This is a genomic window from Pseudoduganella sp. OTU4001, from assembly GCF_038440195.1.
GTDB lineage: Bacteria > Pseudomonadota > Gammaproteobacteria > Burkholderiales > Burkholderiaceae_D > Rugamonas.
In genome coordinates, this window is sequence record NZ_JASATG010000038.1 from 24779 (window position 1) to 38843 (window position 14065).

At 63.6% G+C, this 14065-nt stretch carries 13 protein-coding genes; 4 read left to right on the forward strand and 9 right to left on the reverse strand.

The annotated features are described in order from the left end of the window. Window positions 1-2: 2 nt before the first annotated feature. The gene (locus AAHE99_RS23460; protein WP_342119865.1) at window positions 3-695 is read left to right on the forward strand and encodes an SPOR domain-containing protein; all 693 of its coding nucleotides are present in this window, start codon (window positions 3-5) and stop codon (window positions 693-695) included. On the opposite strand, the gene AAHE99_RS23465 is transcribed toward AAHE99_RS23460, so the two are convergent. Genes AAHE99_RS23465 through AAHE99_RS23490 form a run of 6 tightly spaced genes read right to left on the reverse strand, consistent with a single transcriptional unit; the run spans window position 682 to window position 7468 of the window. Then, on the reverse strand, window positions 682-1644 hold the full coding sequence (locus AAHE99_RS23465) for a septal ring lytic transglycosylase RlpA family protein (protein ID WP_342119868.1): 963 nt from the start codon (window positions 1642-1644) through the stop codon (window positions 682-684). The two genes, AAHE99_RS23460 and AAHE99_RS23465, sit on opposite strands and share 14 nt — an antisense overlap. Further along, a complete protein-coding gene (gene rodA / locus AAHE99_RS23470) occupies window positions 1641-2756 on the reverse strand; it encodes a rod shape-determining protein RodA (protein WP_342119870.1) in 1116 nt (371 codons plus the stop codon). The genes AAHE99_RS23465 and rodA overlap by 4 nt, the downstream gene beginning before the upstream one ends. A 9-nt stretch (window positions 2757-2765) precedes the next feature. Continuing rightward, the gene (mrdA, locus tag AAHE99_RS23475; protein ID WP_342119871.1) at window positions 2766-4832 is read right to left on the reverse strand and encodes a penicillin-binding protein 2; all 2067 of its coding nucleotides are present in this window, start codon (window positions 4830-4832) and stop codon (window positions 2766-2768) included. Window positions 4833-4834: 2 nt separating this feature from the next. After that, entirely contained in the window at window positions 4835-5347 is a 513-nt protein-coding gene (mreD, locus tag AAHE99_RS23480) for a rod shape-determining protein MreD (RefSeq protein ID WP_342119873.1), read from the reverse strand. Beyond that, window positions 5344-6378 (reverse strand): rod shape-determining protein MreC, encoded by a 1035-nt coding sequence (gene mreC / locus AAHE99_RS23485; protein WP_342119874.1) that lies wholly within the window; start codon window positions 6376-6378, stop codon window positions 5344-5346. Before mreC ends, mreD begins: the two co-directional genes overlap by 4 nt. Before the next feature lie 46 nt (window positions 6379-6424). Then, entirely contained in the window at window positions 6425-7468 is a 1044-nt protein-coding gene (locus AAHE99_RS23490; RefSeq protein WP_028102363.1) for a rod shape-determining protein, read from the reverse strand. A 239-nt stretch (window positions 7469-7707) separates the two neighbouring features. On the opposite strand from AAHE99_RS23490, the gene gatC reads away from it, so the two are divergent. The 3 genes from gatC to gatB are packed head-to-tail and all read left to right on the forward strand — an operon-like array spanning window position 7708 to window position 10970. Continuing rightward, the gene (gatC, locus tag AAHE99_RS23495; RefSeq protein WP_342119879.1) at window positions 7708-8007 is read left to right on the forward strand and encodes an Asp-tRNA(Asn)/Glu-tRNA(Gln) amidotransferase subunit GatC; all 300 of its coding nucleotides are present in this window, start codon (window positions 7708-7710) and stop codon (window positions 8005-8007) included. 12 nt (window positions 8008-8019) lie between these two features. Beyond that, window positions 8020-9495, forward strand: coding sequence for an Asp-tRNA(Asn)/Glu-tRNA(Gln) amidotransferase subunit GatA (gene gatA / locus AAHE99_RS23500; RefSeq protein WP_342119881.1), 1476 nt, complete (start codon window positions 8020-8022; stop codon window positions 9493-9495). A 14-nt stretch (window positions 9496-9509) separates the two neighbouring features. Further along, on the forward strand, window positions 9510-10970 hold the full coding sequence (gatB, locus tag AAHE99_RS23505; RefSeq protein ID WP_342119884.1) for an Asp-tRNA(Asn)/Glu-tRNA(Gln) amidotransferase subunit GatB: 1461 nt from the start codon (window positions 9510-9512) through the stop codon (window positions 10968-10970). Here the strand turns inward: gatB and AAHE99_RS23510 are convergent. Genes AAHE99_RS23510 through AAHE99_RS23520 form a run of 3 tightly spaced genes read right to left on the reverse strand, consistent with a single transcriptional unit; the run spans window position 10967 to window position 14063 of the window. Next, window positions 10967-11854 carry an alpha/beta fold hydrolase gene (locus tag AAHE99_RS23510; protein ID WP_342119887.1) on the reverse strand — a complete coding sequence of 296 codons (888 nt, stop codon included), beginning with the start codon at window positions 11852-11854 and terminating at the stop codon, window positions 10967-10969. The two genes, gatB and AAHE99_RS23510, sit on opposite strands and share 4 nt — an antisense overlap. Further along, the gene (locus AAHE99_RS23515; protein WP_342119889.1) at window positions 11851-13302 is read right to left on the reverse strand and encodes a radical SAM protein; all 1452 of its coding nucleotides are present in this window, start codon (window positions 13300-13302) and stop codon (window positions 11851-11853) included. The genes AAHE99_RS23510 and AAHE99_RS23515 overlap by 4 nt, the downstream gene beginning before the upstream one ends. After that, window positions 13299-14063 carry a prolipoprotein diacylglyceryl transferase gene (locus tag AAHE99_RS23520; RefSeq protein WP_342119893.1) on the reverse strand — a complete coding sequence of 255 codons (765 nt, stop codon included), beginning with the start codon at window positions 14061-14063 and terminating at the stop codon, window positions 13299-13301. Before AAHE99_RS23520 ends, AAHE99_RS23515 begins: the two co-directional genes overlap by 4 nt. Window positions 14064-14065 lie beyond the last annotated feature (2 nt).

Here is a 14065-nt window from a genome sequence, read left to right on the forward strand (position 1 = left end):
CCGTGCTGAAATTGATCTTCGCCCTGCTCGTTGCCGCCAATGCCGCGCTGTTCGCGTACGGTAAGGGCTACCTCGGCCAGTTCAGCGGCAATGAGCACGAACCGGCGCGCCTGCAGAAGCAGCAGAACGTCGACAAGCTGCAGCTGATCAACGCGAGCAAGGCCGAAGCGGCTGCCGCCGCCATCGCGCCGCCACCGCCGGTGCCGCGCGACGAGCCTGCGGCCATCGCCTGCCTGGAAGCGGGCAACTTCCTGCTGGCCGAGGCGCGCAAATTTGAAGACCGCCTGGCGCCGCTGGAACTGGGCGACCGCCAGCAGCGCCGCAACTTGCCGGGCCAGGAAGTTTCGAGCTACATCGTGCATATCCCGCCGCAAGGCAGCCGCGCCGCCGCCGAGAAGAAGGCGGACGAGTTGCGCAACCTGGGCGTGAACAACTTCTTCGTGTTGAATGACAGCTCGCCTCTGCGCTGGGGGATTTCGCTGGGCGTATTCCGCACCGAAGCGGCAGCCCAGGCGCAGCTGGCGGCATTGAACAAGCAGGGCGTGCAAAGCGCCCGCGTGGCGCCGCGCTACACCGGCAGCAAGCAGCTGATCTACCAGTTCCGCGACATCAGCGAGGAAACCAAGTCCCGCATCGACAAGATCGTCGCCAAATTCCCTGAGCAGGAAACCCGTTCCTGCACTAACGTTCGATAACGATCGGCTTCAGCTTCAGGCTTGATGGCAGCGCTTTGCCCGCTGCCTGCGCCTCTTCGCGCGTGGCGTAGGGACCCGCGAACAGGCGGTAGAACTTGCCGGCTTGCTCAACGTCCAGCGTGAGGCCGGCGTCGGTCGATTCCAGGCGCTTGCGCAGTCCGTCCGCGCCGTCGGCACGCGTGTAGGAACCCAGTTGCAGGTAGAAGCCAGGCGCCGGTGCGCCGCCTGCCAGCGTCGCGCGCGCCCGGCTGTCGCCGTCGGAGGAAACCAGCATCGGCGCGGCCTTGGGCATGGCACCTGACTTGCGGGCAGCGATCATGCGGTCGATTTCGGCTGGCGGCAGGTGTACCACTTCCAGCTGGCTGCTGCCGTTCACGAGCAGGCCAAGCTTGAGCGCCGCCGTGTAGGACACGTCGATAATGCGCGAGGAATGAAACGGGCCGCGGTCGTTGATGCGCACCACTACCGAGTTGCCATTGCCGATATTGGTCACCCGCGCGTAGGACGGGATCGGCAGCGTCGGATGCGCCGCTGTCATCTTGTACATATCGTACAGCTCACCGGACGAGGTGCGCTGGCCGTGGAATTTCTTGCCGTACCAGGTGCCCATGCCGCGCTGCTTGAAGTCCGAACCGAGCGCGATCGGCGTGTAGGTCTTGCCGAACACTACGTAGGGTTTGTTGGAGCCTGGCCGCAGCGGATCGTTGCGCACCTCCGCATCCGGCGTCTCTAGCAGTCCCGGTGGCGGATTCTCGCCCGGGCCGTCATCCTGGTAATAGGCGCCGCGCCCCGAACCGGCGGCCGGCAGCACGGGGATGCCCGGCTGCGGCTTGCTGGTGATCGGCGCCGGCGGCGTGCGCTGCGGGGAATCGCTCGTCGTGCTCGTGGTGCCGCAGGCGGCCAGCATTGCGGCGGCGGCCAGCGGCAGCAGGCGGAATGCGCGCATCATGTCTGCACCAGCTTTCTATGGCGCTGGATCGACATCAGGATGCCGGACGCCAGGCCCAGGGTCAGCAGCGCCGTGCCGCCATAGCTCATGAACGGCAGCGGTACGCCAACCACCGGCAGGATGCCGCTCACCATGCCCATATTGACGAAGGCATAGGTGAAAAAAATCATGGTAATGGCGCCGGCCAGCAAGCGCGTGAACAGGTTCGGTGCGCCGGAGGCGATCATCAGGCCGCGCCCGATCAGCATCAGGTAAAGCACCATCAGGATCAGGTTGCCGATCAGGCCGAACTCCTCCGAATACACGGCGAAGATAAAGTCGGTGGTGCGTTCTGGGATGAATTCCAGGTGGGCCTGGGTGCCTTGCGTCCAGCCCTTGCCGGTAATGCCGCCCGAGCCGATGGCAATGGTCGACTGCAGGATGTGGAAGCCCTTGCCCAGCGGGTCGGAAGTCGGGTCGATCAGCGTCATGATGCGTTCGCGCTGATAGTCGTGCATCATCGACCAGGCGACCGGCAGGCAGGCCGCGCCCACCGCACCCAGCGCCACGATGGCTTTCCAGGACAGGCCGGCCAGGAAGATCACGCAGGCGCCGGCCGCCACCACCAGCAGCGCCGTGCCGAGGTCGGGCTGGCGGGCGATCAGGAACACCGGCACCATCAGCAATGCGGCGCCCAGTGCGTAGGCGGTCCAGCGCAACTGGCCGTGGCGCTGCTGGAAGTACCAGGCCAGCATCAGCGGCACCGCGATCTTGGCGAATTCAGACGGCTGGATCTGCGCGAAGCCCAGGTTCAGCCAGCGTCGCGCGCCCAGCTTGATGGTGCCGAACAGCGCCACCGCCACCAGCAGCGACACCGTCACCACATAGGCCGGCAGCGCAATGCGCATCATGTTCTGCGGCGAGATGTTCGCCACCACCCACATCACGAAGAAGGACATGGCGATATTGCGCAGCTGGTCCTCAATCTTGCCGGGAATGCCGATACTGGCCGAATACAGCGCGACCAGGCTGGTCGACAACAGCAACACGATGACCAGCATCAGCGGTGCGTCAAACACGGTCACATAGGGGCGCATGCGCCGCCACAGTGAACGCCTTTCATTGATAGGCATGCTGCCTCCTTAATCTCTCTTGCGCGGCGGTGCCGCCGGCGGCTTCTGGTCCGCCGGGGCGGGCGCGGGTGCTGGCGCCTGCGGTGCCGGCTGGCCCGCATCGCCCTGCTGCTGCGCGCGGCGTTCGGCGGCGGCTTCCACGTCTTCCGCCGGCAGGTCTTCCAGCGGAACGGTGACCGCGTCTTCCTTCGGCACCTTGGTCGTTTCTTTTTCGGTCGGGCGCTTGCCCAGCAGCCAATAGTCCAGCACTTTACGCGCGATCGGGGCTGCCGACGTGCCGCCGAAACCGGCGTTCTCCACAATCAGCGCCAGCACGATCTTGGGCTTGTCGGCCGGTGCGAAGGCGGTGAACCAGGCGTTGTCGCGCAGGCGCTCGTCGATCTTGGCGGCGTTGTACTTCTCGTTGGCCTTGATCGCCACCACCTGCGCGGTACCGGTCTTGCCACCCACGGTATAGCCAGCGTTGAGGAAAGCGCGGTAGCCGGTGGCGCCCGGTTCAGTGGTCACGCCCACCATCGCCTCCTTGATGAAGTCGATGTTTTCCTGCTTGAGCGGGATGCGGTAGCTTTCCTTCGGCACGGTCAGCGCGCGCTTGCGCGTGCCGCCGTCTTCGATGATCTTGACCAGGTGCGGCTTCATCACCACGCCGTTATTGGCCAGGTTGGCCACCGCGTGCGCCACCTGCAGCGGCGTGTAGTTGTTGTAGCCGGAGCCGTTGGAGACGGAAATCGTGTCGCCGCCAACCCACTTGCCGGCCTGCGGGTTCTTCTTGAAACGCGAGCGCTTCCATTCCTGCGACGGCAGCACGCCCTTCTTCTCGTTTTCCAGGTCGATGCCGGTCAGCTGGCCGAAACCGAAAGGCTTCATGAAGTCGTGGATCAGATCGATCCCCATGTCGCGGCCCAGGATGTAGTAGTAGGTATTGCAGGACACCACGATCGACTTGCGCATATCCACCGTGCCGTGGCCGCCGACCACGTCGTCGCGGAACTTGTGCGAGCCGAGGTAGAAGAAACCCGGGTCGTGGATCGCCTGGCTGGTGGTGCGCTTGCCGGTTTCCAGCGCCGCCAGCGCCATGAAAGGCTTGAAGGTGGAGCCGGGCGCGTAGGTGCCGGACAGCGGGCGGTTCATCAGCGGCTTGTCGAGCGAGGTATTGAGCTCGTTCCAGCTTTGCGAGTCGATGCCGTCCACGAACAGGTTGGGGTCATAACCGGGGCGCGAGACATAGGCCAGCACGTCGCCGGTGGTCGGCTCGATCGCCACCAGCGCGCCACGGTATTCGCCGAAAGCCTCCTCGGCGATTTTCTGCAGTTCGATATCGATCGACAGGATCAGGTTGGAGCCCGGCGTGGCGGGAGTGCGCGACAACGTGCGGATGGCGCGGCCGCCGGCGGTCTTCTCCACTTCCTCGTAGCCGGTAATGCCGTGCAGCTGGCGTTCGTAGCTCTTTTCCAGGCCTTCCTTGCCGATATGTTCGGTGCCGTTGTAATTGGCTTCGTATTCGGTGCCTTCCAACGCCTTGGCTTCGGCCTGGTTGATGCGGCCGATGTAGCCGATCACGTGCGAGGCCACCTCACCCAGCGGGTACTGGCGGAACAGGCGGGCCTGGATATCCACGCCCGGGAAGCGGAAGCGTTGGGCCGCGAAGCGCGCCACCTCTTCATCAGTCAGGCGGCTGCGCAGCGGGATGCTGGTGAAGCTCTTGGATTCCTCCATCAGCTTCTTGAAGCGGCGGCGGTCTTTCGGCTCGATCGCCACCAGCTTGGCCAGTTCGTCGATCACCTCTTCCAGCGGCTGCGCTAGTTTGGACGGCGTGATCTCCAGCGTGATGGCCGAGTAGTTCCGCGCCAGCACCACGCCGTTGCGGTCCAGGATCAGGCCCCGGTTCGGCACGATCGGCACCACGGCGATGCGGTTGTCTTCGGCCTTGGCGATGTAGTCGCTGTGCTTGATCACCTGCAGCCAGATGAAACGCGCCAGCAGCAGCGAGAAGCAGAAGAACACCAGTCCGCCCAACACGGACAGTCGCACCCGGAAGCGGTGCAGGTCTTGCTCTGTATTCTTAAACTCGGTCATGCTCAGATCGGGCGGGTGTGGTCTTTATCCACGGCGCGGCGCTGCGGCGCCAGCAACAGCATGGTGGCCAGTGGCCACAGCAGCGCGGCTACCAGGCTTTCGATGAAGAAGAACCAGCCGGGGAATTTGCCGGCCACCATGAAGCGCACCAGCATCTGCACGGTTTGCGCCAGTAGCAGCAGCGGCAGCACGTGCAGGATCTGCGTGCTGACGCGGAACCACAGGATCCGGCGGTGCAGCATGATGGCGAAGTAGGACAGCAGCGTGTACGACAACGCGTTCTCGCCCAGCAGCGAGGCGTCGTGCACGTCCATCAGCAGGCCGAGGCAGAAGGCGGTGCCGATGCCGACCTTGCGCGGCTGGTGCACGCCCCAGAACACCAGGGTCAGCGCCACGAAGTCCGGCGCGGCGATAAAGCGGCCCCAGGGCAGCATATTGAGCAGCACGGCGCAAAACAGGCTGAAGGCGATGAACAGCGGGCTGACGGGCAGCAGGATGTATTGTGGACGGTTCATCGGGTCGCCTCCTTCGGTGCCGGCGCAGCCGGCGGCGTGCTAAGCGTCGGCGTCATGCCGGCCGGCGCAGCGCCCTGCGGCGCGTGTGCCGGCGCAGCTGCGGCTGGCGCGGCGGCGGCAGCCTTCTCAGCCGCTTCCTTGGCCTTCTTCTTGGACGGCTTGGTCACCGGCTCCTCCTCCGGAGGGCGCGGCGGCATATCCGGCAGCGACATCAGGATCAGCAGCGCGGTATTGCGCTCGATGCCGGCCAGCGGCGCGCACACCACGCGGCCAAAGGCGCCGGAAGCATTGCTTTCCACCTGCACCACGCGCGCCACAGCCAGGCCGGCCGGATAGACGCCATCGATACCGGAGGTAATCAGGATATCGCCCACCACCACGTCGGCAGTCGGCGCCATGAACCGCAGGTCCAGGTTGCCGGACTGGCCACGGCCAACCGCCACCGAACGCAGGCCGTTGCGCAGGATCTGCACCGGAATCGCCTGCTCCTTATCGGTCAGCAGCGTGACTTCCGAGGTGTACGGGAACACGCGCGTCACCTGCCCCACCACGCCCTGGTTATCGATCACCGGCAAGCCGGTGGTCACGCCATTCTGGGTGCCGCGGTTCAGGATCACTTTGCGCGTGAACACATCGCGCGCTTCGTACAGGATTTCGGCCAGCTGCGATTTGCCCGGCACGCGCTGCTGCGCATCCAGCAGCTTGCGCAGCTGGTTGTTCTCAGCCTGGTAGAGCTGCGCCTGCTGCAAGGCCTGGGACGATGCGATCTGCTGCTGTTGCAGCAGGCTGACCTGCTTCTCCAGCTTGGACAGGGTGGAGAAGTACTCCCCCATGCCATACATCGCATCGCGCGGCAGCAGGGCGACCTTCTGCAGCGGATAAAGCACAATGCCGACGCCCTGCCGCACTGCCGACAGCGCGTTCATGCGCGAGTCGGCCAACAGCAGCGCAATCGAAATGCACGCGAACACCATCATCTTGAAACGGGCGGACGCGCCTTGCTTGAACAGTGGCGGTGGACTGTATTCCATGTCTTCCAATTAACAAGGGCAGCTCGCGCTGCCCTTTTGTTCAACCTTACTCGTAGGAGAAGATGGACCCCAGCTGGTCCATGCGCTCCAGCGCCAGGCCGGAGCCGCGCACCACGCAGGTCAGCGGATCTTCTGCCACCAGCACCGGCAGGCCGGTTTCTTCCATCAGCAGGCGGTCCAGGTCGCGCAGCAGCGCGCCGCCGCCGGTCAGCATCATGCCTTTTTCGGCGATGTCCGCACCCAGTTCCGGCGGGGTCTGTTCCAGCGCGTTCTTGACGGCGGAGACGATGTTGTTCAGCGGGTCGGTCAGCGCTTCCAGGATCTCATTCGAGGAGATCGTGAACGAGCGCGGGATACCTTCCGACAGGTTACGGCCCTTGACTTCCATTTCCTTGACTTCGGAGCCAGGGAAGGCGGAGCCGATGGCCTTCTTGATCGCTTCGGCGGTCTGTTCGCCGATCAGCATGCCGTAGTTGCGGCGGATGTAGTTGACGATCGCTTCGTCGAACTTGTCGCCGCCCACGCGCACGGAGCCTTTGTACACCATGCCGCCCAGCGAGATGATGCCCACCTCGGTGGTGCCGCCGCCGATGTCGACCACCATCGAGCCGGTTGCGTCGGAGACCGGCAGGCCGGCGCCGATTGCCGCAGCCATCGGCTCTTCGATCAGGTACACCTGCGAAGCGCCGGCGCCCAGTGCCGATTCACGGATCGCACGGCGCTCAACCTGGGTCGAACCGCACGGTACGCAAATGATGATGCGTGGCGATGGGCGGAAGAATTTGGAGTCGTGCACCATGCGGATGAACTGCTTCAGCATCTGCTCGGTGACGGTGAAGTCGGCGATCACGCCGTCCTTCATCGGGCGGATCGCCTCGATGTTGCCAGGTACTTTACCCAGCATCTGTTTTGCTTCTTTACCAACGGCCTGGATCGTTTTCTTGCCGTTCGGGCCGCCTTCCTGGCGGATTGCAACCACCGATGGCTCATCCAGCACGATGCCGGAACCGCGGACGTAAATCAGGGTGTTCGCCGTGCCCAGGTCGATGGCCAGGTCAGACGAAATATAGCGACGTAAAAAACCAAACATGTGTGTCCTGTAGGGCGCAATGCGCAAAATTCGTTTTATGGGGTATCCGGTCAAATGCAGCCGGGCGGGCATTCAGCACCAGCAGCGCATTAACCCGCGATTGTACCTTATAATCTACAGGATATTTGCCCTAAATCCACTCTATTGTGCGCGTATGCAACCGTTGAAATATGCGGTGTTAGCTGCGATTTAACTGGTGATAGGCAATCAATTCAATAAATTATCTTTCTGACAATCCCATGTCCCTGACACTGAACGACGTTAACCGCATCGCCAAACTGGCCCAGTTGGAGATGGACGAAGCCCATTCCGCCGATATGCTGGACAAGCTGAATGGCATTTTCGCGCTGGCCGAGCAAATGCAGGCTGTGGATGTCGAGGGCGTCGCCCCGCTGTCCCACCCGCTGGCCAATGCCATGCAGGTCGCCCTGCGCCTGCGTGAAGACGCGGCCACCGAGCCGAATCGCCGCGAGGAATACCAGCAAGTGGCGCCGAAGACTGAAGATGGCCTGTACCTGGTGCCAAAAGTGATCGAATAAGCGAGACAAGAAATGCACAACAAAACGATTAAAGAGCTGTCCGATCTGCTGCAAAAGAAGGAAGTCAGCGCCGTCCAACTGGCGAACCACTTCCTGGACCGTATTGAAAAAAGCGACCTGAACGCCTTCCTGCACGTGGACCGCGCGCTGACGCTGGCCCAGGCGGAAGAAGCCGACCGCCGCATCGCCGCCGGCACCGCCACGCCGCTGACCGGCGTGCCGATCGCCCACAAGGACATCTTCGTCACCAAAGGCTGGCGCGCAACCGCCGGTTCGAAGATGCTGGCCAACTACATCAGCCCGTTCGACGCCACCGTCGTGCAAAAGCTGCTGGACGCCGGCATGGTCACCCTGGGTAAGCTGAACTGCGACGAATTCGCCATGGGCTCGGCCAACGAGAACTCGGCCTTCGGCGCCGTGAAAAACCCGTGGGACAAGACTGCCATCCCGGGCGGCTCCTCCGGCGGTTCCGCGGCCGCCGTGGCTGCGCGCCTGGCGCCAGCCGCCACCGGCACCGACACCGGCGGCTCGATCCGCCAGCCAGCCGCTTTCTGCGGCATCACCGGCATCAAGCCAACCTACGGCCGCGCATCGCGCTTCGGCATGATCGCTTACGCCTCCTCGCTGGACCAGGCAGGCCCGATGGCGCAAACCGCGGAAGACTGCGCGCTGCTGCTGTCCGCCATCACCGGTTTCGACGAACGCGACTCCACCAGCCTGACGCCTGAGCAAGGCAATGTGGCGGAAGACTACAGCCGCGACCTGGACAAGCCCTTGAACGGCCTGCGCATCGGCGTACCGAAGGAATACTTCGGCGAAGGCATCGCCGCCGACGTGGAAAAGGCCGTGCGCGCCGCGCTGGCCAAGTTCGTCGAACTGGGCGCGACCCTGGTCGACATCTCGCTGCCGAACACCGCGCTGTCGATCCCCGCCTACTACATGATCGCCCCGGCCGAAGCCTCGTCCAACCTGTCGCGCTTCGACGGCGTGCGCTACGGCCACCGCGCCGAAGGCTACAAGGACCTGCAGGACATGTACAAGAAGAGCCGCGCCGAAGGTTTCGGCGTGGAAGTGCAGCGCCGCATCATGGTCGGCACCTACATCCTGTGCCACGGCTACTACGACGCCTACTACCTGAAAGCGCAGAAGATCCGCCGCAAGATCGTGCAGGATTTCGCCAATGTGCTGGGCAGCCAGTGCGACGTGATCATGGGCCCAGTGGCGCCAACCGTAGCTTGGGACCTGGGCTCGAAGGCCGACGATCCGGTAGCGAACTACCTGGCCGACATCTTCACCCTGTCCACCAGCCTGGCCGGCCTGCCTGGCATGTCCATCCCTTGCGGTTTCGGCGAAGGCGAAAAGAACGCCAACCGCCCGGTCGGCCTGCAAATCATCGGCAACTACTTCGCTGAAGCGAAGCTGCTGAATGTGGCCCACCAGTTCCAGCAAGCGACTGACTGGCATAAACGTGCCCCGACCGGCATCTGATAAGGAATAAGAATATGGAATGGGAAGTCGTCATCGGTATTGAGAACCACGTACAGCTCACTACCGAATCCAAAATTTTCAGCGGCTCGCCGACCAAGTTCGGCGCCGAACCAAACACCCAGGCCAGCCCGGTTGACCTGGCGCTGCCAGGCGTGCTGCCGGTGATGAACAAGCAAGCCGTCGACCGCGCGATCCGCTTCGGCCTGGCCGTGGGCGCGAAAGTCGCCCCGCAGTCGATCTTCGCCCGCAAGAACTACTTCTACCCTGACCTGCCGAAGGGCTACCAGATCTCGCAGTTCGAAGACCCGGTGGTGCAAGGCGGCCAGCTGACCTTCGGCTACGAGAAGGACGGCCAGTTCGTCACCAAGACCGTGAACCTGACCCGTGCCCACCTGGAAGAAGACGCCGGCAAGTCGCTGCACGAGGACTACCACGGCATGTCGGGCATTGACCTGAACCGCGCCGGTACCCCGCTGCTGGAAATCGTGTCCGAGCCGGAGATCCGCTCCGCTGCCGAAGCCGTGGCTTACTGCAAGGCCCTGCACGGCCTGGTGATGTGGCTGGGCATCTGCGACGGCAATATGCAGGAAGGCTCCTTCCGCTGCGACATCAACGTGTCGGTGCGACCGAAAGGCCAGAAGGAATTCGGCACCCGCTGCGAGATCAAGAACCTGAACTCCTTCCGCTTCATCGAAGAAGCGGTGCACGTGGAAGTGGCGCGCCAGATCGAGCTGATCGAAGACGGCGGCAAGGTTGTGCAAGCGACCCGCTTGTACGATCCGGACAAGAAGGTCACCCGCGAAATGCGCTCCAAGGAAGACGCGCAGGATTACCGCTACTTCCCTGACCCGGACCTGCCGCCGCTGACCATCGGCGCCGACTGGATCGAGCGCGTGAAAGCCTCGATGCCGGAACTGCCAGCCGTGATGCGCGCGCGCTTCGTGGAAGAGTACAAGCTGCCGGAATACGATTCGCTGGTGCTGACCGCCTCCAAAGGCATGGCCACCTACTTCGAAGCCGTGGTTGCCGCAGCCGGCAAGGAAAACGCCAAAGCCGCCGCCAACTGGCTGATGGGCGACGTGTCGTCGACCCTGAACCGCGAAGGCGTGGAGATCACCGAAGCGCCTGTGCTGCCTGCGCAGCTGGCCGGCATGCTGAAGCGCATCGCCGACGGCACCATCTCCAACAAGATCGCCAAGGAAGTATTCGGCGCGATGTGGGAAGCCAAGTCGGAAGACCCGAACCTGGTCGATGTGATCATCGAGCAGAAGGGCCTGAAGCAGATCTCCGATACCGGCGCATTGGAAGCCATCGTCAACGAAGTACTGGCCAACAACGAGAAGTCCGTTGAACAGTACCGCGCCGGCAAGGAAGCGGCCATCAACGCCCTGATCGGCCAGGCGATGAAGGCCTCGAAAGGCAAGGCCAACCCGGCCCAGCTGACCGAGCTGCTGAAGAAGAAACTGGCTGGTTAAGCCGCCGTCGTGGCTTGTGTGGACGCCTGCAGGCGTCCACACATCCAGCGCAAGATGTCCGCAAAGATCTCCTCGCGGTTCACCTCATTGAAGTTCTCGTGATAGTTCTCGTGCTGCACATGGCATTCCAGCAGCTTGGGATCGATCATCGCCAGCAAATCCAGCGTCGCCTTCGGGTCGGCCAGTTTGTCATCCCCCGCCACCACTGCGTATAACGGCCAGCGCCAGGTCGGCATCTTCTCCGCCAGTCCCTTCTGCGCATTCTGCAGCGTCACGCCGAAGCGCACCGTGCACTCGCTCGCACGTACATTGTCCGCCTCGTCCGCGTAGTGGCGCGCCGTGATCGCCTTATCGTGCGTCAGCACATCCGTCATGGAAGCCATCGGCACCTTCATGGTCGGCGCCAGCTTGGCCAGCACGCCCGACATCTTCTCCAGCAGCGCCGGCACCTTGATCGCATTCACGTAATACGGCGACGACAGCACAAAGCCCTGCACCAGCGGATCGCGTTCCAGCCGCTCCAGTCCGAAGCGGGTGGCAATCAGTGAACCCATCGAATGTCCCATGATGAACACCGGCACGCCTTGGTAATGCTGCTTGACCCAGTGCAGGAACAGCTCCACCTCTTCCAGGAAGACAGCGAAATCCGGGATATCCACCCGCCGCGCATTCTCATGCCCGCACAGGTCGAAGGCCACGGTGGCAAAGCGGTGCTGCTTGAAGTACAGCGCCGGCGTCACATAGTCGCCCGCATGCGCCAGGCCGCCGTGGATGGCCAGCAGCACGCCCGCCGGCGACTGGGCCGGCTCCCAGATATGGATCTTGCGTTCCGCGCCATGGCGGCCTTTGAAGGTAGCGAAGCGGTCTTCGGAAAAACGGTTCATGCGGCCTCGATAGGAATGGTGCGCGCGCCCTTGCGCTGCGCGAATTGTTGGGCAATGCTGGCACGGATGGTGTCCAGCCGGCGGCTGTCGCGGTACAGCAGATTGTAGCTCTCAAACGGCACCAGCTTGCCGTCCGGCTGGGCAAAGTGGATGCAGGACTTTTTCAATGCCCGCACATCCAGCGAATAGGCGTCCATGAACTGCACGATCAGCACCCTGAACACATTGTCATAACGCAGTTCCGACGGCGCGCTGACCAGCGGTAGGCAGCACATCAGCTCCGACAGGCAATTCGCCTGCGATTCCGGCGAATGGTTGGTGGAGAACAGCTTGAATACCTGGTCCTTCACGTTGCGGTCATGCTCATACACGATGGTGTTGGCGCTGCCCTCCACCAGGGTTTGCGGGTCCATGTAGCGCGTCAGCGGCACCGCGCTGCCGCCCACCTTGACCGCATAGGCCATCGCCAGCGTGTCTGGATTGCAGGGCACCGGCACCACGTCCTGCAATGTAAACAGCGAGGATTGCTCGGCAATCTTGCGGCGGATTTCCGACACCGTCAGGCGGTGCAGGCGCGGATCATAATTCTCCACCCTGCCCGCATCCTGGATCGGCTGCAGCGTCACGCCGCGCACGCAGGGCTGGGTCATGGCGAAGTCGATGATGTCGCCGATCTCGCCGTCGTTCAAGCCTTTCTTCAGCGTCACCACCAGGGTGGTCGACAGGCCGGCTTCGTTCAGGTTATCCAACGCTTGGCGGCGGATGCGCGACAAGTCCGCACCGCGCAGTTCACGGTGCACCTCACCGCGCCGGGAATCGAACTGCAAATAGACTTCCACGCCCGGCGCGTAGCCGGCCAGGCGCTGCACAAAGGCCTTGTCCTGCGCCAGCACGATGCCGTTGGTATTGACCATGACGTGGCGGATCGGCCGCGCTTTGGCGGCATCCATGATGTCCCAGAACTGCGGGTGCAGCGTCGGCTCGCCGCCGGACAACTGCATCACATCCGCCTCGCCCTCATTGGCGACGACGGCATCCAGCATGCGCAGCACTTCCTGCAGCGGGCGATGCCGCTCGCGGTGCGTGCCGCTCTCCGCGTAGCACACCGGGCAATTCAGGTTGCAGTTATCGGTGATCTCCACCACCGACAGGCAGGAGTGCTGCATATGGTCCGGGCACAGGCCGCAATCGTAGGGGCAGCCATATTCCATCTTCGTGTTGAACTGCTGCGGCATCTCGGGATGTTTGACGAAGACTTCTCGGCACAGGCGGTAGTACTCGACATCGTCGCTGACCAGCACGCGTTCGGCGCCGTGCGCGCCGCACCACTTGTCCATGAAGACCTTGCCGTCCTTGAACAGGATCTTGGCTTCTACCGGGTGCAGGCATTCCGAGCACACCGAGGTGGTGGTGTCGTAGAACAGGTAGGGACGGGTCTTGCGGCTCATGTCGATTCCTTGACGCGCGCAGCGCGCACGCATTGCGCCACCAGCAGCGGCAGGTAGCACGCCAGCACGGCGATGCAGATCAGCTGGATGCCGCCCAGGCCCGCGCCATAGTTGTAAGGCAGCGGCTTGATGCTGTCCACCGCCAGGCGCCAGGCCAGGTAGCCAGCCAGATAAAATTTGAAGGCCAGGCCCGGCGCATGCGCCATGCGCGGCAGCCGGTGCAGGATCGCGCCGCCCCAGGCCAGGACGAACAACATGTCGTAGACCTGGGTCGGGTGGCGCGGGATCCCGTCGCCGAAGTCCAGCGCCCACGGCAAGCTGCTGGGCAGGCCATAGGTGCCATCGTGCAGGCCCGCCAGCAGGCAACCGATGCGTCCCAGCACAGTACCGGCAACCAGCGGCAGGATGAACAGGTCGCCGGTCGAATGACGGATGCCCGCCAGCTTCTTGGCAAGCTCCACGCCGAGCAGGCCACCCACCAGGCCGCCGACGATAGACTGGCCCGACGCCCAAGCCGCCAGCTGCCCGCCGTGCGTGGCCCACAGCTGCGGCCACTCGATCCAGAACGCCAGCTTGTTGCCGATCCCCGCGCCGAGGATGCAGCCGATGAATACGGGGAAGCTTCCCGCCTGCAGCACGCCGTCCTGCCCGGTGCGCCGGCGCTGCCAGCGGTACAGCTGGACGCCCACGCCAATGGCGCCCCATTCCGCAAAAAGGTGGACCAGCTGCGCAGAGCCAGCCGACAGGACGGGAATGCTCAACA